Raw genomic sequence first — 21,072 nt, forward strand, 5'->3', positions numbered from 1 at the left:
AGGGTGCCCTGAGGACAACCGCACCGACAGGCAGGAGGAGTCCTCATGAAGGCAGTGGTCTTCAAGGCACCGCGGGAACTGGCCGTGGAGCAGGTCGATGATCCGAGGATCGAGGAGCCGCTCGATGCGGTGATCCGGATCACCACCGCAAACATCTGCGGCTCGGACCTGCACCCCTACGAGGGTCGCGCCGAGCTCGACTCCGGGATGGTCCTCGGCCACGAGAACATGGGCATCGTCGAGGAGGTGGGGCCCGCGGTCAACCGGATCAAGGTCGGCGACCGGGTGTCCGTGCCGTTCAACCTCGCCTGCGGCACGTGCCGCAACTGCAACGACGGCTGGACCTCGGCGTGCCTGCGGGCCAACCCCTCGGGGGACCCGGGCGCCGGCTACGGCTACCCGAAGATGGGGCCCTACTGGGGCGGGCAGGCAGAGCTGCTGAGGGTCCCGTGGGCGGACTTCAACCTGCTCCGCCTGCCGGCCGGCAACGAGCACGAGAACGACTACGCGATGCTCTCGGACATCTTCCCCACCGGGTACCACGGGGCCACGATGGCCCAGGTCTCCCCCGGGAAGACCGTCGCGGTGTTCGGCGCCGGGCCCGTGGGCCTCATGGCGGCGTACAGCTCGCTGCTCAAGGGCGCCGCGCGGGTGTTCGTGGTGGACAAGGAGCCGGACCGGCTCGACCTCGCCGCGCGCATCGGCGCCACGCCGGTGGACTTCTCCGAGACGGATCCGGGCCTCGCGATCATGGACGCCACCGACGGCTTCGGGGTGGACTGCGGCGTCGAGGCGGTGGGCTACCAGGCCCACGATCCCAGCGGCGAGGAGCACCCCGAGATGGTGCTGGACAACCTCATCGAAGTGGTGCGCGCCACCGGCCACATCGGCGTGGTGGGCGTCTACGTCCCCGAGGACCCGGGCGCCGCCTACGGCCTCGCGAAGCAGGGCCGGCTCCCCTTCGAGTACGGGCAGGCCTTCACCAAGGGCATCAGCCTCGCGGGCGGCCAGTGCCCGGTGAAGCGCTACAACCGCGAGCTCCGCGACCTCATCACCGCCGACCGCGCGGCGCCCTCCTGGATCGTCTCCCACGAGGTGCCCCTGGACGACGCCGTGGACGCCTATGCCAAGTTCGACGCGCGCGAGGACGGCTACACCAAGGTGCTGCTCCACCCGTAGGGCCGTCTAGGCTGGTCTTCATGCTCAGTGGATTCAAGTCCTTCATCATGAAGGGCAACGTCATTGACCTTGCCGTCGCCGTGATCATGGGCGCCGCGTTCAGTTCGGTGGTGGACGCCCTCGTCAAGAGCGTCCTCATGCCCGCCATCTCGGTGCTCGTGGGCCAGCCGAACTTCGACAATTTCCTCGTGGTCGGCCCGGTGAAGTTCGGGGTCCTGCTCACCGCGATCGTGAACTTCCTGCTCATCGCCGCGTCGATCTACTTCGTGATCATCGTCCCCATGAACAAGATGATCGAGCACCGCAACCGCAAGCTCGGCATCAAGGAGAAGTCGGCAGAGACCCCCGTCGACCCGCAGATCGCGCTGCTGACCGAGATCCGCGATGCGCTGAAGGCCCCCGACCGCGAGCTCTGACCTGTCCCGCGCACCACGCCGGCCCCTCGCCTCCCGAAGGCGGGGGGCCGGCGTCGTGCTCGCCTCAGGGGACCAGGAGCTCGACGATCCCGTACGCGCCGGTGTCGAGGACGCGGCCGGGCCGGAAGCCCCCGGCCTGACCGAGGGCGAGGTGCTCGGCGGCCGAGCGCTGGCGGCCCTCGGTCTGGGCGAGCATCATGACGTCCGAGATCGAGACTGGGAACTCGGCGGTGTTGCGTTCCTGGAGCCACTCGAGGACCAGCACCCGGGCGCCCGGGGCGGCCGCGGCCCGGACGGTGCGCAGGATCTGGCGGCACTGGTCGTCGTCCCAGTCGTGGAGCACGTCCTTGAGCAGGTACACGTCCGCAGCTGCCTCGAAGCCGGCGAAGATGTCCCCCTCGACCGCGCGGACCCGGCTGCCCACGCCCCGGCCCGCGAGGTACTCCCCCGAGGCCGCGAGGGGGCCCGCCTGGTCCACCAGCACGCCCCTGAGCGCCGGGCGGGCGGAGAGGACGGAGGCGAGCATGGCGCCCACGCCCCCGCCCACATCACACACCGTGCCCCGCTCGGGCCACGGGTACGCGGCCACGATGAGGGGCGCCGCCAGGAGGGTGAGCTCGTGCATGGTGCGGGCGAAGCCGGCCTCCTCGTCCGGGTGCTCGGCAAGGTGGTCCCAGAGGCTCCTGCCCGTGGCGGCGTTGAAGGCCGGCCGCCCGTCCGCAAGGCTCTCGGGCAGGCGCAGCCAGCCGGCCAGCACGGCGTCCGAGGTGGCGTACCGGACCCAGCCGGCCATCGAGCGCGGATGGCCCTCGAGCAGGAGCCGGCCGGTGGCGGTGAGGCCGAAGGCGCCGCGGCGGTCGAGGGTCAGGAGCCCGTAGACTGCGAGGCCGCGGAGGACCCGGTGCGCGGTGTCCGCGTCGAGGCCGAGCTCCTGGGCCACCTGGTCGGCGGTGCGGCGCCCCGCGGCGAGGGGCTCGACGAGCCGGGTGCGGACGGCCGCCCGCATGAGCGCAATGGCCGCGACCCCGCCGGAGACCTCGAGGAAGCGCGCCTGCGGCGGCTGGAGGGCGGCGCCGGCCCGGGTGAGGGCTTGGCTGAGGCGCTGGACGGCCCGGACGGCGGCTGGCGGGGGCGTGCGCATGAGGCGAGCGTACCGTTCTGCTCACGTTGGCGGCCGGGCCCGGCGTGTCGGGACGGGACACGCCGCTCCGCGGGCCCCGCAGACCTGCACAGTGAGCAGGACGGTACGCCGCCGGCCGCCTACTCCCCCACGGACCGGTCGATCGACTCGCGCAGGAGGTCCGCGTGGCCGTTGTGCCGCGCGTACTCCTCCACCATGTGGGTGAGGATCCACCGCAGCGAGAACTGGGTGCGCCCGTCCGGCGGGGCATGGAGGCTACCGAGGGCGTCGGGGCCCTCGGCGAGGAGCCGGTCCGTCACCGCGCGGGAGCGGGCAACGCTCGCGGCCCAGAGTGCCCGGAGCGCATCGCCGGGATCCTGGGCGGCGCTGTGCCAGTCCCAGTCCCGGTCCGCGGTCCAGTCCACGCTGGCCCACGGCTCCGGCTCGGGCGCTCCGCGCGCGACCTCGGTGAACCAGTGGTCCTCCACGAGGGCCAGGTGCTTGAGCAGGCCGCCCAGAGACATGGTGGAGGGCGGGAGCGTGGTCCGCAGCTGATCGTCGGTCAGGCCCCGGGTCTTCCACTCGAGCGTGGCGCGGTGGAAGTCCAGGAAGCCGAGGAGCGTGTCCGCTTCGGTGGCATCGAGCGGCGGCTCGGGCCGGCCGTGGTCGTCGAGGTCAGTCACGCGAGCGAGCGTACCGGGTGCCGCACCGCTCCGCTCCCCGGCGCGGCCGGCTACGCGAGGGCGAGCTGGTTCTGGACCACCTCGGCCAGGCGCCCGGCGACGGCCTGGGCGGTCTCCTCGTCCGCGGCCTCGACCATGACCCGGACCACGGGCTCGGTGCCCGAGGGGCGCAGGAGCACGCGGCCGGTCTCCCCGAGCTCGGCCTCGGCATCGGCCACGGCGGCGGCCACGCCCGGGTCCGCGGAGACGCGGGCCTTGTCCACGCCCTTGACGTTGATGAGGACCTGCGGGAGCCGGGTCATCACGGCCGCGAGCTCCTTGAGCGTCTTGCCCGTGCGGGCCACCTGGGCCGCGATCTGCAGGCCCGTGAGCACGCCGTCGCCGGTGGTGGCGAAGTCGGAGAAGATCACGTGCCCGGACTGCTCGCCGCCGAGGGAGTACCCGCCGGCGCGCATCTCCTCGAGCACGTAGCGGTCCCCCACCGCGGTCTCGCGGATGGTGATGCCCGCATCGCGCAGGGCGATCTTGAGGCCGAGGTTGCTCATGACGGTGGCCACGAGCACGTCGTCCCGCAGCTTGCCGGCGTCCTTGAGGGCGAGGCCGAGGATCGCCATGATCTGGTCGCCGTCCACCACGGTGCCCTCGTGGTCCACGGCGAGGCAGCGGTCGGCGTCGCCGTCGTGCGCCACGCCCAGATCGGCCCCGTGCTCCACGACCGCGGCCTGGAGCTTCTCGAGGTGGGTGGAGCCCACGCCGTCGTTGATGTTGAGCCCGTCAGGGTCGGCGCCGATCACCACGACCTCGGCGCCGGCGTCCTTGAAGACCTGCGGCGAGCAGCCGGACGCGGCACCGTTGGCGCAGTCGAGCACCACGGTGAGCCCGTCGAGGCGGTGCGGGAGGGTGGTGAGCAGGTGGACGATGTAGCGGTCCTCCGCGTCGGAGAAGCGCTGGATGCGGCCCACGCCGGCGCCGGTGGGACGGTGCGGCTCGTCGGCCAGGAGGGCCTCGATCTGGTCCTCGACCTCGTCGGGGAGCTTCTGCCCGCCGCGAGCGAAGAACTTGATGCCGTTGTCCGGGGCCGGGTTGTGGCTCGCGGAGATCATCACCCCGAAGTCGGCACCGAGGTCCGCCACGAGGTAGGCGGCCGCGGGGGTCGGGAGCACACCGGCGTCGTACACGTCCACACCCGCACTCGCGAGGCCGGCCTCGACGGCCGCCCCGAGGAACTCGCCGGAGGCTCGGGGGTCGCGGGCGACGACGGCGCGCGGCCGGGTGCCGTCCGGCACCTGCCGGTGGCCGAGGACGACGGCGGCCGCCTGGGAGAGCTTGAGGGCGAGCTGGGCGTCGAGGAGGCCGTTGGCCAGCCCGCGCACGCCGTCAGTACCGAAGAGCCTAGTCACTCGCCCTAGTTTACTGGGCGCGGGGAACCTCGGCCGCAGCCGGACGGCCGAAGGGCCCTTCCTGGCCGTCGCCGGGGCCGCCCAGAATGGGCCCATGCGCAGATCCGGCCGCCTGACCCCGCTCGGCGTCCTGCGGGACGCGCGGCGGGTGCTGCGGGGCGGCCTCCCTGCCATCGAGGCCCGCCAGCGGGAGCGCCTGGCGGCCCTGCTGCAGCACGCCCGGGCGCATTCGGCCTTCTATGCCCGGCTGTATGCGGGCCTCCCGCAGGATGCGGGCCTGGGGTCGCTCCCGCCGGTGGCCAAGGCCGAGCTGATGGCCCACTTCGACGAGTGGGTGACCGACCCGCAGGTCACCAAGGACGCGCTCGAGCGCTTCACCGCGCGGCAGGACACCATCGGCTCGGACTTCCTCGGCCGCTACGTCGTCTTCACCACGTCGGGGTCCACCGGCGAGCCCACGCTGCTCGTGCAGGACCGGCGCGCCGTCGCCGTGATGAACGGGCTGGCCTACGCCCGGCCGCCCTACGTCCATCCCCGGGTGCTGGTGCGGATGATGGCCAAGGGCATCCGGGCGGCCCTCGTCTTCGCGACCGGCGGCCACTTCCTCACGACGGTCATGTACGCGCGCCGGGTGCGCTCGGTGCCGTTCCGCCGCCGCTATGTGCGCTTCTTCTCCGTGCTCGAGCCGCTGGCGCAGCTGGTGCAGGAGCTGAATGGCTTCCGGCCGGCGATGGTGGCGTCGTACGCGAGCGGGCTCGAGGTGCTGGCCGAGGAACAGGCCGCCGGCCGGCTGCGGATTGCCCCCGCGATCGTGGCGAGCGGCGGGGAGCAGCTGCTGCCAGCCGTGCGGCGGCGCATCGAGGACGTGTTCGGCTGCCCCCTGATGGAGCTGTACAGCGCCTCGGAGGCAACCCCGCTCACGCTGCCGTGCCGCTGGGGCGAGCAGCACCTGAATGCGGACTGGTTCATCCTCGAGCCCATCGACGCTGCCAGCAACTCGGTGCCGCCCGGGGTCCTCTCCCACTCTGTGCTGCTGACCAACTTGGCCAACTTCGTCCAGCCGATCATCCGCTACGAGCTCGGCGACTCCGTCCGCCTCGGAGCCGAACCATGCCACTGCGGGAGCCCGCTGCCCACCGTCCGGATCGAGGGGCGGACGGATGAGGTCCTCCGGCTCGAGGGGCCGGCAGGGACCGTGGCCCTGCTGCCCATGGCCCTGGGCACCGTGGTGGAGGAGACCCCCGGCGTGCACCGATTCCAGGTGCTGCAGACGGGCCCGGCCGCGCTGGCCGTCCGCGTCGAGGCCCTGCCCGGGCACGAGGCGCGCGCCGTCGAGGCCGCGGTGCTCCGGCGCCTGCGCGCCCACCTCGACGGCCAGGGGCTCCCGGGCGTCACCCTGGCCGTGGACCCCGAGCCGATCCTCGTGAACCCCAAGGGCGGAAAGCTGCGGCATGTGCTCCACGCCCCGGCCGGCCGCGGGCAGTAGCCCGAGCATGCGGCGGCGGGAGGGGCCCAAGGTTCCCTCCCGCCGTCGTGCGTCACGCCGCGCCGGGCCCGGCGTCAGGCGAGGCAGCCGTTTCAGGCGAACTGGGATCGCAGCAGCACTTGTCATTCTCCAGCGAGTACGTGTTCTGAAGGCCGCCTGCCACTTGCTCACTACCCGACTGCAAACCCGACTACTTGACTTCCCACAAGCACGTAGAGCCGGTCTCCAACGTCCCCCTACGCTGCTCGCATGAACATCGCGTATGGGGGCCGCCGAACGGTAGGGCCAGCATGATCGCCCTGGACGCCGTCCCGGCGAAGGCGTCGACGAAGAGGACGCTCGGACGGGAACGCTGGGAGACGGCGGGCCTGCTGGCGGGTACCGCTGTGCTGTACCTCTGGAACCTCGGCATCAACGGGTGGGCCAATGCCTTCTACACTGCGGCGGCCTACTCGGGCGCGGACAATGTCACGGCGTTCTTCTTCGGTTCCTCGGATCCGGCCAACGCGATCTCGGTGGACAAGCCGCCGCTGGCACTCTGGGTGATGAGCCTCAGCGTCAAGGCATTCGGGCTGAATTCTTGGAGCCTCCTCGCTCCCGAGGCACTGATGGGCGTGGGGACAGTGTGGCTCATCTACCGGATGGCGGCCCACTACCTCGGCCATCGCTGGGGCCTCCTCGCGGGAGCCCTGATGGCGCTCATGCCCGCGGCAACGGCTGTCTTCCGTTACAACAACCCCGATGCCCTGCTCACCCTGCTGATGACCGCAGCGGCGGCGGCAACGCTTCGTGCCATCCGGACCGGCCGTCAGCGCCATCTTGCCCTCGCAGGCATACTCCTCGGCGCCGGATTCCTCACCAAGCAGCTGCAGGTTGCCCTGGTCGTGCCTGCCCTGCTGGTCGCCGTGATCGGTCTCGGCTCAGGACCGCGTGGTCGGAGAATGCGCGGGGCGGCCCTCGCCGCAGGGGCCGCCTTGGGCACTGCAGGGGCATGGCTTGCGGTTCTTGCCCTGACTCCGGCGGCCTCGCGTCCTTTCATCGGCGGGACGCGCACCAACAGCTTCTGGGAACTGACGTTCGGCTACAACGGCCTCGATCGCCTGACGGGGCTCGACGCGGAGCGTGCGCAGGTATTCGCATCCGTGGACAAGGCCGAGCTGCCCACCGGTCCTCTCCGGTTCCTCACCCCCCAGATGTCGGGCCAGATCGTCTGGGTGCTTCCCCTCGCGCTGGCTGGCATCCTGATGGCCGCCTTCCTGTGGAGGAGTGCACCCGCGCACTCCCGCGCGTTCCTCGCAGTGAATGTGCTGTGGTTCGTCTGCTCCATCACCGTCGTGGCTTTCATGTCAGGAATTGTGCACGGCTACTACGTGATGCCCGCAATTCCGCCGGCGGCGTGCCTTGCAGCTTTGGCATTGAAGAAGCTGGTGGAGAGGAGAGCGTCCCTTCGATATCGATCATTGTTGGCGGGGAGCCTGGCTCTTACATTGTTACTCGATTACGTGGTTGCCATTCAGGGAGCAAATTCCTTCCCGTGGTTTCCGCCGATTGTTCTCGTGACCGGCTCGCTGGCGTCCGTGTTGGCAATACTTCCTCCCCGACGGAATACGGCCGTACCAGGCATGGCACTCACGCTCTCCCTGATCCTCCTCGGTCCGACACTGTGGTCCGGGTTCACCGTTGGCACCGCCCATGAGGGCGCCGGGTTGGCGGGAGGGCCCGCTGTGGGGGGTCATCGTCCCGATGATCCATCCAGCTCCCCCATGCAGAGCCAGGACGAGCCGCAGCTCGACGCCCTGAAATTCGGCGACTTCATTGAACCCTCTGCCGTGGAAGCTGTGACCCGCGAGCCTTCGGATGTCACGTGGGCGGCAGCCGTCATCGGTTCTTCGAGCGCTGCGAAATATGAGATCGCTGCCCGTCGGAGCGTGCTGGCACTGGGAGGATTCGATGGCACCGACCCGTCCCCCACGCTCGAGGATTTCAAGAATCGCGTCACCTCAGGGGAGATCGGGCAGCTGATCGTGGGCACGGTCCCCCCGGCCACCACGCTCGGCTTGGGCGAGGCTGCGCGAATCCTGGCCTGGGTCCAGGCCAACTACACCTGCAGGCCAGCCGGCCACGCGTGCTTGTACCGCCTCGGTGGTCCCCCAGCGTGAAAGACGGAAGGCCCGCCCCACAGGTAGTGGGACGGGCCTCCGGAAGGGCTGAGATCAGCGCTTCGAGTACTGCGGAGCGCGGCGGGCCTTCTTGAGACCAGCCTTCTTGCGCTCGACCACGCGGGCGTCACGGGTCAGGAAGCCGGCCTTCTTCAGGGCCGGACGGTTGTTCTCGACGTCGATCTCGTTAAGCGCGCGCGAGACACCGAGGCGCACAGCACCGGCCTGGCCCGAGGGGCCACCGCCGTGGATGCGGACGATCACGTCGTAGGCGCCCTCGAGGTCGAGGAGCTTGAACGGGTCGTTCACCTCCTGCTGGTGCAGCTTGTTCGGGAAGTAGTTCTCGAGCGTGCGGCCGTTGATGGTCCACTGGCCGGAGCCGGGAACGACGCGGACGCGGGCCACGGCCTCCTTGCGGCGGCCAACGGCTGCACCGGCAACCGTGAGAGCCGGGCGCTCGCGCTTGGCGGTCTCGGCCGCAGCCGGGGCGCTCTCGGACGTGTAGCTGGTGAGGTTCTCCTCAGCCGCGGTGTTCAGCTCTTCGTTCTGAGCCACAGTGTTCTCCTTGATGAATTCTTGAGTAGTGGCCAGGACTACTGGGCAACCTGGTTGATCTCGAAGGTCTTGGGCTGCTGGGCAGCGTGCGGGTGGTTCGGGCCCGCGTAGACCTTGAGCTTGGACAGCTGCTGGGCAGCAAGCTTGTTCTTGGGGAGCATGCCCTTCACGGCCTTCTCCACGGCGCGGACCGGGTTCTTCTCGAGGAGCTCGGCGTAGGTCACGCTGGTGAGGCCGCCCGGGAAGCCCGAGTGGCGGTAGGCGCGCTTCTGCTGGAGCTTGGCGCCGGTGAGGGCCACCTTGTCCGCGTTGATGATGATGACGAAATCGCCCATGTCCATGTGGGACGCAAAGGTCGGCTTGTGCTTCCCGCGCAGCAGCGTTGCGGTCTGGCTGGCAAGACGACCCAGAACGACGTCGGTGGCGTCGATGACGTGCCACTGACGGTCGGCGTCGCCGGGCTTCGGAGTGTACGTACGCACAGTTATTGCCTTCGTTTCTTGGTCTGGTGGGGTGCCGGTGAGATACACCCCGTGCTTCGGTGCGCTACCGGACCAGAGGTGAGGGCTCCCAGACCAGTTATCCCTTGCATCTCGAATGCGCCCGGAAGCCGGCGTCCTGCAACTGGACACTCCCGAGGCGCGTTCCATCGAGTCAGGACACGCACAACGACTATCAAGAGTAGCCCGGCGCGGCGCGCCGGGTCAAAGCGGGGGCCCAGGAGGGCACCCGAAGGGGGCCCGGACCAGTGTACGCACCCCCCTGATTGGACATGTCCAGTACGCAAGTAGTCCGAAGGGGCCCGACTGAGTACCACCCACGCGTCCCTCCACGTGGCCGCCGGGTACCACCGTGAGCGTCAGCCCGGTATTCGGGCACTGTTATAAGGCTGAGATTCACGTATCAATGCTTATGGTGCCAGCCTCCAGGAGGTGGGAGATTTGTGGCACGGGCAGGAATACCGGGGGTGGCCCGCCACAAAGACCCCTTTGACAAATTGCTCCACCTCACGAAAAGGACATTGCCATGGAAAAGCTCTTTGTTTCCGTTCTCACTTTCTGGAACGGCATTGTGAACGGCGAGAAGGAAAAGGGTGCGACCGCCACGGAGTACGCGGTGCTCGTCTCGTTCATCGCGCTGATCATCATCGGGGGGGTGACGATCTTCGGCAACGCGCTCAGCGGCTGGTTCGGCACCCTGGCTGGCAAGGTCGCGCAGTAGCAGGGCCTCTGCGGGCCGGCTGGTCATCCGGCCGGCCCGCAGCCATACCCACCACGGACCAGGAGCCTGAGATGCCGAGAAGACCCCGCCGGAACCGCGAGCGTGGCGCCGCCGCCGTTGAATTCGCGATCGTCGTGCCGCTGCTGCTCGCGCTCGTGCTCGGCATCGTCGAGTTCTCCCGCATCTACAACGTCCAGATCATGGTGACGAACGCGGCGCGCGAAGGTGCCAGGACCATGGCCATCAAGAACGACACGGGGCTCGCCACTACGGCCGTCAACAACTCCGTCACCAACGTCACCCTGTCGAGCATCCAGATCACACCCGGTACGGGCGCCTGCACCAACGGCGCCGAAGCCAACGCCACGGTGACATCGAGCGTGGCGCTGATGACCGGGCCCTGGTTCAACATCGGCTCGAGCATCACCGTCACCGGACAAGGAGCCATGCGATGCGGCGGCTGATCTCTCGTCTGTTTCCCCCGGCGCGCGAGCGAGAGGAGGGCGCCACGATCGCATTCGTTGTCGTGATCCTCGTGGTGATGCTGGGAGCCGGCGCTATTGCCGTCGACTTCGGCCAGCTCGCCGCCGAGCGGGCCCAGCTCCAGAACGGAGCTGACGCCGCAGCCCTCGCCGTCGCGAGCACGTGCGCCAAGTCGCCAGGCACCTGTGCGTCCGGTTCCTCGGCCCTCAGCACTCTGTACGGGAATGCAAATGCCAACGACGGCGCGACGACCATTGCTCCGCCGACTATCGACTTCACGGCTCGCACGGTAACAGCCAACGCTTCGACGCTCACGAGCAGCGGCTCCTCGAGCATGACCCTCAGCTTCGCGCGGTTCCTCGGCATCAACACCGGCAGCGCCAAAGCGTCCGCCACCGCCGCATGGGTTCCCATCGGTAAGGGAACTGGCTTTCCCCTGACCTTTTCGAGCGCGTGCTTCGACATTTCAGCCACGTCCCAGACCGGCGCTGTGCAGCAATTCCAGTACAAGCCCGGCATGTACTGCACCAGCCCCTCTGGCCAGCAGATTCCCGGCGGCTGGGGCTGGCTGGACAGCTCCAACTGCCAGATCAGCACTCAGTCAGGAAGCACCAGCGTCGGCAGCGACCCGGGCAACAACCTGCCACTCGGGTGTTCCACGATCCTGCAGGGTTGGGTCGACACCATCCAGGCCGGCGGCGAGGTCGACGTCGTATTCCCCATCTTCACGAGCTCGACGCAGAACGGCACCAACGGCTCCTATGCCATCAGTGGATACGCCACGCTCAAGATCATCGGCTGGAAACTCGCGGGCGGCGCGAACAAGACCCCTGGGTCCTTCCAGAACACCGCTGGGGCTCTCACTGCGCTGGGCCTGCCCGCGATCTATGCCTGCAGCGGCGGCACTGACCGTTGCGTCATCGCTCAGTTCATCCGCTTCGACGTCGCGGATCCGACCCCCGGTCCCACGCCTGGACAGGACTACGGAACGTCAAGCATCACGCTCACCAAGTAACCGCTACGAAGGGAAATCGTTGTGAGAACCCGCCTACTGGGAGGCGTGGCTGCTCTGATTGTCGCAATCATCGGCACCGTGCTCCTCCTCACCTACGTCAACGGCGCAGACCGCCGCGCCCTCGCCGACGTGCAGACGCAGGACGTCTACGTCGTCCAGAAGTCCATCCCCGCCGGGGCCACGGCAGACGCCGTCACCGCCGCGGTGGCCCTCAAGCCCCTCCCCAAGGCCACGATCCCGGCGGACACGGTCACCGACCTGAACGCCCTCAAGGGGAAGGTCACCTCCGTGGCCCTCGAGCCCGGCGAGCAGCTCCTCTCCAGCCGGCTCGTCGATCCGGCCTTGCTCGGCACGCCGGGCCGCGCCCAGGTCCCCTCCGGCATGCAGGAGCTGACCGTCCGCCTCCCGATCGAGCGCGTCATTGGGGGCGCTCTCGCTCCGGGCGACACGGTCGGCGTCCTGCTCTCCCTCCCCAAGGAGGACAACGCGCCGGCCCAGACCGAGCTCGCCTACCACAAGGTCCTGGTGACCGCGGTCCAGCTCTCGAGCGGCGCCAATGCCAGCGAGGCTGCGGCCGGCTCGCAGCAGAGCGGCGGCAGCAGCGGCGGCGGCCTCAACAGCAGCACTAAGAGCTCCTCGCAGCCTGCCGGCGACTACCTCATCACCCTCGCACGACCTGCCGCAGACGCCGAGCGGATCGTCTACGCGACCGAGTTCGGCAAGGTCTACCTGACCAAGGAGCCGGCGGCCGCCCAGGAGAACACCTCGGGCGTCGTGGACCGGACGAAGGTATTCCGATGAGCCGCTTCGCACTGATCACGCAGGATCCCGACTTCGACCACCGAGTCAGGCTCGCCACCGCGGGGCTCCCGGGCTCCATCCAGGTGTTCCACGCGAACTTCCTGCCCTCGTCGATCGACGACGTCTTCGACCAGCTCGTGGGAGAGCCCCTCGAGGTGCTCGTCCTCGGGCCGGATCTCAGGGCCGAGGACGTGGTGAACTTCGCCGCAGCCGTGGACGTGCGCTTCCCCCACGTGAGCATCGCCTACGCGGCCGAGCCCACCGGGGACCTCGTCGCGGCGGCGATGCGCTCCGGAATCCGCGAATTCATCGATCCCACCGCCACGGCGGACGCCCTGAGGGCACGTCTCGAAGACGCCGCCGCGGCGGCGACCTACCGCCTCTCTGCCGGCCCCGCGCTCGATGCGGCGCCCACCGGTCAGGGCCGCGGAAGGGTCATCGCGGTGATGTCGCCGAAGGGCGGCGTCGGAAAGACGACGATTGCCACCAACATCGCTGTGGGCCTCGCCAGGTCCGCCCCGATGTCCGTGGTGATCGTGGACCTCGACCTCCAGTTCGGCGATGTGGCAAGCGGCCTCATGCTGGATCCCGAGCGCAGCGTGCTGGACGCCGTCAACGGCCCGAAGGACTCGCTGTCCCTGAAGACGTACCTCGCCCACCACTCGACCGATCTCTACGCGCTGTGCGCCCCCCGCAACCCGGCAGATGCCGAGCGCATCACCGCCGACCAGGTGGGCGAGCTCGTCGGCCGGCTCGCGTCGGAGTTCCAGTACGTGGTGGTCGACACCTCTCCCGGGCTCGGCGACCACGTGCTCGCCGTCCTCGACGAGGCCAGCGACGCGGTGTGGGTCTGCGGCATGGACATCCCCAGCGTCCGCGGCCTCAAGACCGGCCTCGAGGTCCTCTCGGAACTGCACCTGCTCCCCGAGCACCGCCATCTCGTGCTCAACATGGCGGACAAGAGGTCCGGCCTCTCCGTCCAGGATGTCGAGGCCACTCTGGGCCTCCCCGTGGATGTGGTGCTCGCGCGCTCCAGGGCCCTCCCGATGGCCACCAACCGCGGAGTCCCTGCCCTGCAGGACGGGCCGCGGGACAGGACCGTCAAGGCGCTCGAACGCCTCGTCGAACGGTTCAAGCCCACGTGGAGCGAGTCGAATCGGCGGGCCGTGCACAAGAGGGTGGTGTTCCAGTGAGCCTCGTCGACCGCCTCCGGGCAGCCAAGGACCTGCCCGCTGAGCCCATCCCTGACGCCGCGGCCCCGCCGACAGTGGAGGACGCTGAACAGCCTGCGAGCCTGGGCATGCGCCTCGAAGCCCATGCGGCCGCAGAGGCCGAGGCCCGCCTTGCCACGGCTCCCACCCACGGGAGCATCGCCTCGAGCCAGGCCCTCCGCGAGCTCAAGGAGAAGTCCACCGAAGAGCTCTTCGAACGGGTCGGCGGGAGAATCACCGACTCCTCGCTGAGCGAGGGAGACCTGCAGGACCTGGTCAAGAGCGAGCTGCGGGCCGTCCTGACGGACCAGCCGGTGCCCCTCACCTCGACGGAACGTGAGCGGCTGCTGAGCGAGATCATGGACGACGTCCTCGGTCTCGGCCCCATCCAGCGCTACATCGACGACCCCAGCGTCACCGAGGTCATGGTCAACCGTCAGGATCAGGTGTACATCGAGCGGCATGGCCGGCTCTATGCCACGGAGACGGTCTTCACCTCGGAGGAGCAGCTGCGCCGGGTCATCGACCGGATCGTCACCCGGGTAGGACGCCGCGTGGACGAGTCCTCGCCGCTCGTCGATGCCCGCCTGGCCGACGGCTCGCGCGTCAACGCCATCATCCCGCCCCTCGCGGTCAACGGCTCGGCGCTCACCATCCGCAAGTTCTCGCGTGAGGCCCTCAGCGTCGAGAAGCTCCAGGAACTGGGCACCCTCACCCCGGAGATGTCGGAGCTGCTCAGGGCCTGCGTCGAGGCGAGGATGAACATCATCGTCTCCGGCGGAACCGGTACCGGAAAGACAACCCTGCTCAATGTTCTCTCGGGCTTCATCCCGGCCACCGAACGGATTGTGACCATCGAGGACGCCGTGGAACTCCAGCTCCAGCAGGAGCACGTGGTCCGGCTCGAGAGCCGGCCGCCCAACATCGAGGGCCACGGCGCCATCTCGATCCGCGACCTCGTGCGGAACTCGCTGCGCATGCGGCCCGATCGGATCGTGGTCGGCGAGGTCCGCGGCGGCGAGACCCTGGACATGCTGCAGGCCATGAACACGGGCCACGACGGGTCACTCTCTACGGTCCACGCCAACTCGCCGCGCGACGCAATCGCCCGCCTCGAAACGCTCGTCCTGATGGCCGGCATGGACCTCCCGCTGCGGGCCATCCGCGAGCAAGTCGCTTCGGCGGTGAACCTCATCGTCCAGCTGGCCCGCCTCCGGGACGGCACCCGCCGGGTGACGCACGTGACCGAGGTGCAGGGCATGGAGGGCGACGTCGTCACGCTCCAGGACGCGTTCGTGTTCGACTACGCGGCCGGCATCGACGCCAACGGCCGCTTCCTCGGCCGGCCGATCTCCACCGGGGTGCGCCCACGCTTCACCGAGCGGTTCGCCGATCTGGGCATCAGAGTCAGCCCGACCCTGTTCGGCCCCCACACAGGGCGGAGGTGAGGACGTGCAGACTCCAGCAGTCCTCATTGCGGGGCTCCTGTGCCTCTACAGCGCCCTCGGCGCCGCGGTGTTCTTCCTCCTCAAGTCCCGGCGCGGCGTCCCCCTTGAACGTCGTCGGCCGGGAGCCCAGAGCTCCGCCTCCGCCCTGACCAAGATGACGGAGAGCGCCGTAGGGGCTCTCAACCAGACTCTCGGCGGCCGCCGCCTCCGGCTCGTCCCTGCGGACAAGTTCGAGCAGGCGGGGGTGAAGATCCGGGCGGCCGACTTCCTCCTGATGTGCGGGGCCGGGGTGCTGGGCGGCGCCGTCTTCGGCTTCCTCCTCGGCGGCGTGGGGCTCGCACTCCTCCTCGCCATCCTCGCGCCGGCTGGGCTCTTCCTCTGGCTAAACCTCAAGGCCTCCCGCCGGCAGGCGAAGTTCGGCGAGCAGCTCCCGGACGCCCTCCAGGGCCTCGCCGGCAGCCTCCGCGCAGGACACAGCCTCCTCCACGCGATCGACGGTGGGGCCGACGACGCCGAGTCGCCGATGCGCGAGGAGCTGCAGCGGGTGATCAACGAGACCCGCATCGGTCGCGACCTCATCGACTCGCTCCTCGACACGGCAGCCAGGATGAAGAGCGAGGACTTCCTCTGGGCGGCTCAGGCCATCGAGACCCAGCGGGAGGTAGGCGGCAATCTCGCGGAGGTCCTCGAGAACGTCAACGAGACCATCCGCGAACGGGCACAGCTGGGCCGCATGGTGAAGTCGCTGAGCGCGGAGGGCCGGACCTCGGCCATTGTCCTCGTGGCCCTGCCCATCGTGATGCTGATCCTGCTCTGCTTCATGAACCCCTTCTATGCGAGCACCTTCTTTGCGAGCGTCCTCGGGTGGATCATGCTGGGCGCCGCGGCGCTCCTGCTCTGCCTCGGCTCGTTCTGGCTCAGCCGACTCATCAAGCCGAAGTACTGAGGGAGGCCATCATGCCGTTCATCATGCTCGCCGCGATCCTCGCGATCGTCGCACCCGCCGCATACCTGACCTGGTCGCTCGCGTCCACAGACCGCTCGGCCCGCAGGGCCATCGCTCAGAACCTCGGCCTCATCAAGGCGAACCAGCCCAAGCAGCTCTCGATGGGAGGCGCGCTCCGCGCAGCGTCCCGGCGCATTACGCCGAGCGGCTACGCAGCCTGGTTGGACAAGAAGCTGGCCGGGGCGGGGCGGCCCAAAGAGTGGCCCCTGGAGAAGGTCATCGCCGTCAAGCCCATCCTGGGCGCCTTCGGCCTGACGCTGGGGATTCTCCTCTTCATGCGCAGTCCAGGGCCGCAGATGGCTGCGCTCACCGTCGGCGCGACAGCTCTGACCTACTTCCTGCCGGACATCCTCCTGCGCAACGTGGCCCAGAAGCGCCGCGAGTCCATGCAATTGGCCCTGCCGAACATGCTCGACCAGATGCTCATTTCCGTCGAGGCAGGCGTCGGCTTCGAGTCGGCCATGACCAAGGCGGCGGAGAACAGCAGCGGCCCGCTCGCCGACGAATTCATCCGCACCCTGCAGGACATCCAGGTGGGCCGCTCGCGGCGTGAGGCGTACCTGGATCTCGCAGTCCGGGCAGCCTTCCCTGAGCTGCGGTCGTTTATCCGGGCCGTGGTCCAGGCCGACCAGTACGGCATCGCGATCGCCAACGTCCTGCGGGCCCAGGCCAAGGAGATGCGGATCAAGCGTCGCCAGCGCGCCGAGGAGCACGCCATGAAGATCCCGGTGAAGATCCTCTTCCCACTGATCTTCTCGATCCTGCCGGCCCTGTTCATCATCATCCTCGGGCCCACGGTCCTCAACATCATCCACATGTTCTCGTGACCGGAAGGAGCCCCAGATGAGCGCGAGCGAGGGAACCGCCCTGAGCGAGCCTGTCGGCGACTCGGAGCGCGGCGCCACGGCCACGGAATACGCGGTGCTGATCGCCTTCATGGTCCTCGCCATCATCGCGGGAGTGACGATCTTCGGGGCCTGGCTGGGCGGCTACTACGCCAGCATGGGCCAGGAACTCCGCGACGTCCTCCGCTGAGCTCGCCCCCGCGGTCCATGCAGCTGGCCCGCGGGGGCGCCCACACCGGGTCCCCTCCCGATGCCCAGAATCGGGAGGGGACCCCTTCACTCGACTCTCAGGAGATGCCATGAGCAGCGACATCGGCGTCCAGACTCCCCCCGTCCATCCCGTCGACTGGGCCTGGTACCGCGAATTCGGCGGCGCGGCGGCCGTGCCGCCCTCGGTCCGGGCACGGAACCGCCGGATCGGCCGCCGGGCGCTGGCCAAGGCCGGCGCACTCGCCGTCGTGGTCGGCGGGATCGTGCTCGGGTCCGGCCTGCTGTGGGTCCGAGGGTCGCTCTCCGGACGCCCGGTCCTGCTCATCGCCCTCTGCGGCACCGCAGGCCTGGCGCTCTACACGCGGGCTGTGGTCAGCCGGGCGCTGACGGCGCGGCGCCGCAACGTGGCCGCTGCCGCCAGGGCAGCGCGGGAAGACAGGATCTTCGGCATCCCGTATGTGGCCGCCGTTCAGGTCGCACGCCCGGGCTTCCCGGTCCCAGCCCTGCGTCCCGCCCGGACCACTGCGGCGCTCCTGGACCTGCTCCTCGCGCTTCCCGGTCCGTCCGTCTTCCACCGGATCGGTCTGCCGGGCGGCAGTACGGCTGACCACGCCGTGGCGTGCGGGAACGCCGTGTTCCTCCTCGACTCGATCCAGCTGCACGGCGGGACGTGGCAGTGGGCGCCGGGCGCCCGGGACGCTCTTGTCCGTGCCGACCGGGCAGCCCAGCCACTCCCGCTTCCGCTGCACGAGGCGGCCGACGAACTGCGCCTGATCCTTGACCCGGACGTCGAGGTCATCCCGATCGTGGTGGTCCATGGCGCGAGGACCGCAGCCGGGCGGGCGAGCCTGTCGCAGCACGGAGTCCATCTGCTCACCGCTTCCGCGGCCCTAGAGCGCCTCGGCAACACCTGCGCGTACGGCTTCGCCGGTACCGCTCCCCTCCCCGGCCCGCAGGAGGCGCTCCAGAACCTGCTCGTCTAACCCGCCGGACCCGCGCGGTCCCTCCAGACCGGGGTTCCCTCCTGATGCCCAGAGTCGGGAGGGAACTCCGCAATGCCGTCTGAGCCGTTGCCTGCCCGCCCACCCGGCGCTTACGCTGAAGGTCACCTCTGGGACATCTGGGCAGGCTACCCCGAGGCCGCGCTCTTCTGGACGGAGAAGACATGGGCCGCGACACCCAGACCCCTGCCGGCGCCACGGCGATGCTGCTGCCATGAGGGCCGTCATGGTCGCCCTCATCTCCTACGGGACCGCGATCAACGGTCTGCTCCTCGGGCTCTGGCTGGCCGCGAAATGGCCCGCCCCGCGCCTGAAGCACTTCGCAATGATGGGCTGGGTGTTCCTCGGCCTGAATATCGGGATGCAGATCCTCATCGCGTAGGAATCCGCCTCCGGATCCTCAGCTGCCCGAAATTTCCTCCCGCAGCGCCCGCGTCAGGTCCGCCCGCGCGGCCATCTCCGCCCCCGACTCCGGGTACCCGACCTCCTCGAGCACGAGCGGGTGCGCCGGCGCGAGCCGCGTCTTGGCATCGCGCACCCGGGCGAGCATCCGCTCGTGGAGCCACCCCACGGACTCGAGCCCCTCCCCCACGCGCAGCGCGGAGCCGATGAGCGCCCGGACCATGTTGTGGCAGAAGGCGTCGGCGCGCACCCGGGCGACCACCACGCCGTCGGCCGTCCGCTCGAACGCGAACTCCTGCAGGGTGCGCACCGTGGTCGACCCCTCCCGCGGCTTGCAGAAGGCGAGGAAGTCCTGCAGGCCCAGCAGCTGGTCCGCGGCGGCGTTCATCCGCCCCACGTCCACCCCAGCTCGGTGCCAGAGCGTGATCCCACGCAGCAGCGGGTCCCAGTTCTCCGGCCGGTCCGCGATCCGGTACGAGTAGCGCCGCCACAGCGCCGAGAAGCGCGCGTCGAACCCGGCGGGAGGCACGACGGCGCTGCGCACCTCGAGCGCGCCCGTCTCCTTCCCGAGCACCCGGCTCAGCGCCCCGCGCAGCCGCCGCACGAGCACCTCCTCGGGCTCCTCAGACGAGCGGCGTACTAGCCCGTCCCACTCCGCGGGCGCCAGGTCCAGGTGCACCACCTGCCCCCGGGCGTGTACCCCGGCATCCGTGCGCCCGGCGACCACCACGCGGATCGGCCGGCGCAGGATCAGGGCGAGTGCCTCCTCGAGGGCCCCCTGCGCCGTGCGGAGCCCTGGCTGCACCGCCCACCCGCTGAACGGGGTGCCGTCGTACGCAAGATCGAGGCGCACGCGCACTGTGGAGGGCTCGGAAGTCATGCCTGCCAGTCTAAGGATTCGCACAGGAACGCCGCCGCCGAAGCGCAGGAACCCCGCGCCAGTCGGGTCCATGTGCTCGCCACGCGTCCCTCGCACCGGCGTGGCATCGTGCCCACGCTACCGGCCTCCGTCCTCCTTCGGCAGGGTGGAGCCGGGGCTGGGGGCGCATCTGGTGTGGTGCCCTGCGCGATCCTCGCCGCGGGCCTGTGCCGTCCTGGGGTCGCCGGGAGCGGCGCTCTTCTCGGGCTCACGACCCGCTGTCATTGGACAGCCGCGAGAGGGTGTGGGGCCCGCACTCGAGGATAGACGGGAGAAACCTTGTCGCAGCAGCTGTGCCCTCTGCACGCAAGCACCGTTCGAGCTGCCCGGCGAGCCCGGCGAGTCGGGAGGCTCCGACCATCGCAGAGGAGGTCCTCAGGCTGAGGGCGGCGTCGTGTGCGGCAGCGTAGTCGTCCTGTCCGAGGGCGGCGATGAGGCTGTCACGGCGGCGCGGCCAGAGGCGTACGAAGGCGCGTGAGAACGACGCCGCCGTCTCGGGGCCGACGTCCTCGGCGAGGATCTGCAGGGCCGCGGGGTTAATGAGTGGCTGGACGCCGCCTGCCCTCTCGGACACTATGCCCGGCGCGGTCACGACGGTCTCCTTCGTGCTCATGTCCTACCGCCCCGACAACGTTGCGATGGTGTTGATGACAGCGGGTCCGAGGATCGCGATGAACAGCACCGGGAAGATGAAGAAGAGCAACGGGAAGAGCACCTTGACGGGAAGCTTCATCGCTTGTTCCTCGGCGCGCTGACGGCGTTTGACGCGCATGGCCTTGGCCTGGATGTGGAGCACCCGGGCGATCGCGATGCCGTAAGCGTCGGCCTGGACGACGGCCTGGACGAAGCTGCGGACCTCTGCTGCTGTGGTGCGTTCGGCGAGGCCGAGGTAGGCCTCGCGCCGGGACCGGCCGACCTGCATGTCCTGGAGGGTGCGCGCGAGTTCTTCAGCGAGCGGGCCCTTGCCGTTCGAGCTCGCCCGGGCGAGGGCCGCTTCGAAGCCGAGGCCGGCTTCGACCGAGATGAGGAGCTGGTCGAGAGTGTTGGGGAGGTCGCGCTGGATGATCTTCTGCCGTTCCATGCCGCGGCTCAGGAGCATGAGGTCGGGAACCATGTATCCGAAGACCACGAGGAACAGTGCGATGAGCCGGAACGTGGGGGTCGAGCCGAGCGAGAGCAAGAGCAGGCCGGACACTGCGCCCAGGATGGCGAGGGCCGGCTTCGCGGCGAGGAGGCGTCCGAGAGGGAGGGACGCCGGTCGGCCCGCGTGCATGAGGAGCCTATCGAGGCGGCGGACGTAGGCTGCGGGAGTGAGCCGGCGCGTGATCGCCTCGAGGAGGGCGCTCAGGCCCGGGCTCGTCTGCGGAGCCGTGGCGGCGGGGGCGATGCCGCGGCCGAGGTTCGTCCGGATTGCGCGGAACCCGGCACGGTCGACCGAGAGGAGGGACCAGCATAGGGCAGCGAGGGAGGCGCCGACGACAGCGGCTGCGAGAAGGGGGATGGCCATTGCTG

General features: G+C 69.6%; 23 protein-coding genes. 15 read left to right on the forward strand and 8 right to left on the reverse strand.

Annotation, left to right across the window (positions count from 1 at the left end):
* Positions 1–45: 45 nt before the first annotated feature.
* A complete protein-coding gene (locus SA2016_RS14640; RefSeq protein WP_066499388.1) occupies positions 46–1,179 on the forward strand; it encodes a glutathione-independent formaldehyde dehydrogenase in 1,134 nt (377 codons plus the stop codon).
* Positions 1,180–1,199: 20 nt separating this feature from the next.
* On the forward strand, positions 1,200–1,595 hold the full coding sequence (gene mscL / locus SA2016_RS14645) for a large conductance mechanosensitive channel protein MscL (protein ID WP_066499392.1): 396 nt from the start codon (positions 1,200–1,202) through the stop codon (positions 1,593–1,595).
* 64 nt (positions 1,596–1,659) lie between these two features.
* Here mscL and SA2016_RS14650 read toward each other — a convergent pair whose 3' ends face one another.
* The 3 genes from SA2016_RS14650 to glmM all read right to left on the reverse strand — a co-directional run bounded on the left by SA2016_RS14650 (position 1,660) and on the right by glmM (position 4,798).
* Positions 1,660–2,736: a methyltransferase gene (locus tag SA2016_RS14650; RefSeq protein WP_066499395.1), complete on the reverse strand. Its 1,077-nt coding sequence runs from the start codon at positions 2,734–2,736 to the stop codon at positions 1,660–1,662.
* 119 nt (positions 2,737–2,855) lie between these two features.
* On the reverse strand, positions 2,856–3,398 hold the full coding sequence (locus SA2016_RS14655; protein ID WP_066499398.1) for a DinB family protein: 543 nt from the start codon (positions 3,396–3,398) through the stop codon (positions 2,856–2,858).
* A 50-nt stretch (positions 3,399–3,448) separates the two neighbouring features.
* Positions 3,449–4,798 (reverse strand): phosphoglucosamine mutase, encoded by a 1,350-nt coding sequence (gene glmM / locus SA2016_RS14660; protein WP_066499399.1) that lies wholly within the window; start codon positions 4,796–4,798, stop codon positions 3,449–3,451.
* Positions 4,799–4,892: 94 nt separating this feature from the next.
* Here glmM and SA2016_RS14665 point away from each other — a divergent pair, with 94 nt between their 5' ends.
* The gene (locus tag SA2016_RS14665) at positions 4,893–6,284 is read left to right on the forward strand and encodes a phenylacetate--CoA ligase family protein (RefSeq protein WP_066499400.1); all 1,392 of its coding nucleotides are present in this window, start codon (positions 4,893–4,895) and stop codon (positions 6,282–6,284) included.
* Between the two features lie 290 nt (positions 6,285–6,574).
* Complete coding sequence (locus SA2016_RS14670) at positions 6,575–8,443, forward strand: ArnT family glycosyltransferase (RefSeq protein ID WP_066499410.1); 1,869 nt, start codon at positions 6,575–6,577, stop codon at positions 8,441–8,443.
* A gap of 54 nt (positions 8,444–8,497) precedes the next feature.
* Here the strand turns inward: SA2016_RS14670 and rpsI are convergent, their stop codons facing one another.
* The gene (gene rpsI, locus SA2016_RS14675) at positions 8,498–8,998 is read right to left on the reverse strand and encodes a 30S ribosomal protein S9 (RefSeq protein WP_066499413.1); all 501 of its coding nucleotides are present in this window, start codon (positions 8,996–8,998) and stop codon (positions 8,498–8,500) included.
* A gap of 38 nt (positions 8,999–9,036) precedes the next feature.
* Positions 9,037–9,480, reverse strand: a complete 444-nt coding sequence (rplM, locus tag SA2016_RS14680; RefSeq protein ID WP_066499416.1) for a 50S ribosomal protein L13 — start codon at positions 9,478–9,480, stop codon at positions 9,037–9,039.
* A 544-nt stretch (positions 9,481–10,024) separates the two neighbouring features.
* On the opposite strand from rplM, the gene SA2016_RS14685 reads away from it, so the two are divergent.
* From SA2016_RS14685 to SA2016_RS21515, 11 genes are all read left to right on the forward strand, one after another.
* Positions 10,025–10,219, forward strand: a complete 195-nt coding sequence (locus SA2016_RS14685; protein ID WP_066499419.1) for a Flp family type IVb pilin — start codon at positions 10,025–10,027, stop codon at positions 10,217–10,219.
* Positions 10,220–10,290: 71 nt separating this feature from the next.
* A complete protein-coding gene (locus SA2016_RS14690) occupies positions 10,291–10,683 on the forward strand; it encodes a TadE family protein (RefSeq protein WP_066499421.1) in 393 nt (130 codons plus the stop codon).
* A complete protein-coding gene (locus SA2016_RS14695) occupies positions 10,671–11,717 on the forward strand; it encodes a pilus assembly protein TadG-related protein (RefSeq protein WP_066499423.1) in 1,047 nt (348 codons plus the stop codon). Before SA2016_RS14690 ends, SA2016_RS14695 begins: the two co-directional genes overlap by 13 nt.
* A gap of 45 nt (positions 11,718–11,762) precedes the next feature.
* Positions 11,763–12,518 carry a Flp pilus assembly protein CpaB gene (gene cpaB, locus SA2016_RS14700; protein WP_229710663.1) on the forward strand — a complete coding sequence of 252 codons (756 nt, stop codon included), beginning with the start codon at positions 11,763–11,765 and terminating at the stop codon, positions 12,516–12,518.
* Positions 12,515–13,711 (forward strand): CpaE/TadZ family protein, encoded by a 1,197-nt coding sequence (locus tag SA2016_RS14705; RefSeq protein WP_066499425.1) that lies wholly within the window; start codon positions 12,515–12,517, stop codon positions 13,709–13,711. Before cpaB ends, SA2016_RS14705 begins: the two co-directional genes overlap by 4 nt.
* Positions 13,708–15,177 (forward strand): TadA family conjugal transfer-associated ATPase, encoded by a 1,470-nt coding sequence (locus tag SA2016_RS14710; RefSeq protein ID WP_371326631.1) that lies wholly within the window; start codon positions 13,708–13,710, stop codon positions 15,175–15,177. The genes SA2016_RS14705 and SA2016_RS14710 overlap by 4 nt, the downstream gene beginning before the upstream one ends.
* 4 nt (positions 15,178–15,181) lie before the next feature.
* Positions 15,182–16,123, forward strand: a complete 942-nt coding sequence (locus SA2016_RS14715; protein WP_066499430.1) for a type II secretion system F family protein — start codon at positions 15,182–15,184, stop codon at positions 16,121–16,123.
* A gap of 11 nt (positions 16,124–16,134) precedes the next feature.
* Complete coding sequence (locus tag SA2016_RS14720; protein WP_066499433.1) at positions 16,135–17,010, forward strand: type II secretion system F family protein; 876 nt, start codon at positions 16,135–16,137, stop codon at positions 17,008–17,010.
* 16 nt (positions 17,011–17,026) lie between these two features.
* A complete protein-coding gene (locus SA2016_RS14725) occupies positions 17,027–17,218 on the forward strand; it encodes a Flp family type IVb pilin (protein WP_066499436.1) in 192 nt (63 codons plus the stop codon).
* Between the two features lie 109 nt (positions 17,219–17,327).
* Positions 17,328–18,221: a hypothetical protein gene (locus SA2016_RS14730; protein ID WP_066499438.1), complete on the forward strand. Its 894-nt coding sequence runs from the start codon at positions 17,328–17,330 to the stop codon at positions 18,219–18,221.
* Positions 18,222–18,453: 232 nt separating this feature from the next.
* On the forward strand, positions 18,454–18,621 hold the full coding sequence (locus SA2016_RS21515) for a hypothetical protein (protein WP_157089137.1): 168 nt from the start codon (positions 18,454–18,456) through the stop codon (positions 18,619–18,621).
* Between the two features lie 18 nt (positions 18,622–18,639).
* Here SA2016_RS21515 and SA2016_RS14735 read toward each other — a convergent pair whose 3' ends face one another.
* The 3 genes from SA2016_RS14735 to SA2016_RS14745 all read right to left on the reverse strand — a co-directional run bounded on the left by SA2016_RS14735 (position 18,640) and on the right by SA2016_RS14745 (position 21,067).
* Entirely contained in the window at positions 18,640–19,521 is an 882-nt protein-coding gene (locus tag SA2016_RS14735; protein ID WP_066499440.1) for a tRNA pseudouridine synthase A, read from the reverse strand.
* A 247-nt stretch (positions 19,522–19,768) separates the two neighbouring features.
* On the reverse strand, positions 19,769–20,173 hold the full coding sequence (locus SA2016_RS14740) for an Hpt domain-containing protein (RefSeq protein WP_066499442.1): 405 nt from the start codon (positions 20,171–20,173) through the stop codon (positions 19,769–19,771).
* 3 nt (positions 20,174–20,176) lie between these two features.
* Entirely contained in the window at positions 20,177–21,067 is an 891-nt protein-coding gene (locus SA2016_RS14745; RefSeq protein WP_066499444.1) for a type II secretion system F family protein, read from the reverse strand.
* Positions 21,068–21,072 lie beyond the last annotated feature (5 nt).

Origin of the sequence: Sinomonas atrocyanea (assembly GCF_001577305.1) — a bacterium.
In the GTDB taxonomy this organism is placed as follows: domain Bacteria; phylum Actinomycetota; class Actinomycetes; order Actinomycetales; family Micrococcaceae; genus Sinomonas; species Sinomonas atrocyanea.

Bases quoted from the DNA above. Each gene is read 5' to 3' on its own strand.
- SA2016_RS14640 (WP_066499388.1), top strand. From the start codon at position 46: ATGAAGGCAGTGGTCTTCAAGGCACCGCGGGAACTGGCCGTGGAGCAG.
- mscL (WP_066499392.1), top strand. From the start codon at position 1,200: ATGCTCAGTGGATTCAAGTCCTTCATCATGAAGGGCAACGTCATTGAC.
- SA2016_RS14650 (WP_066499395.1), bottom strand. From the start codon at position 2,736: ATGCGCACGCCCCCGCCAGCCGCCGTCCGGGCCGTCCAGCGCCTCAGC.
- SA2016_RS14665 (WP_066499400.1), top strand. From the start codon at position 4,893: ATGCGCAGATCCGGCCGCCTGACCCCGCTCGGCGTCCTGCGGGACGCG.
- SA2016_RS14670 (WP_066499410.1), top strand. From the start codon at position 6,575: ATGATCGCCCTGGACGCCGTCCCGGCGAAGGCGTCGACGAAGAGGACG.
- SA2016_RS14685 (WP_066499419.1), top strand. From the start codon at position 10,025: ATGGAAAAGCTCTTTGTTTCCGTTCTCACTTTCTGGAACGGCATTGTG.
- SA2016_RS14690 (WP_066499421.1), top strand. From the start codon at position 10,291: ATGCCGAGAAGACCCCGCCGGAACCGCGAGCGTGGCGCCGCCGCCGTT.
- SA2016_RS14695 (WP_066499423.1), top strand. From the start codon at position 10,671: ATGCGGCGGCTGATCTCTCGTCTGTTTCCCCCGGCGCGCGAGCGAGAG.
- SA2016_RS14705 (WP_066499425.1), top strand. From the start codon at position 12,515: ATGAGCCGCTTCGCACTGATCACGCAGGATCCCGACTTCGACCACCGA.
- SA2016_RS14720 (WP_066499433.1), top strand. From the start codon at position 16,135: ATGCCGTTCATCATGCTCGCCGCGATCCTCGCGATCGTCGCACCCGCC.
- SA2016_RS14725 (WP_066499436.1), top strand. From the start codon at position 17,027: ATGAGCGCGAGCGAGGGAACCGCCCTGAGCGAGCCTGTCGGCGACTCG.
- SA2016_RS14730 (WP_066499438.1), top strand. From the start codon at position 17,328: ATGAGCAGCGACATCGGCGTCCAGACTCCCCCCGTCCATCCCGTCGAC.
- SA2016_RS21515 (WP_157089137.1), top strand. From the start codon at position 18,454: ATGAGGGCCGTCATGGTCGCCCTCATCTCCTACGGGACCGCGATCAAC.
- SA2016_RS14735 (WP_066499440.1), bottom strand. From the start codon at position 19,521: ATGACTTCCGAGCCCTCCACAGTGCGCGTGCGCCTCGATCTTGCGTAC.
- SA2016_RS14740 (WP_066499442.1), bottom strand. From the start codon at position 20,173: ATGAGCACGAAGGAGACCGTCGTGACCGCGCCGGGCATAGTGTCCGAG.
- SA2016_RS14745 (WP_066499444.1), bottom strand. From the start codon at position 21,067: ATGGCCATCCCCCTTCTCGCAGCCGCTGTCGTCGGCGCCTCCCTCGCT.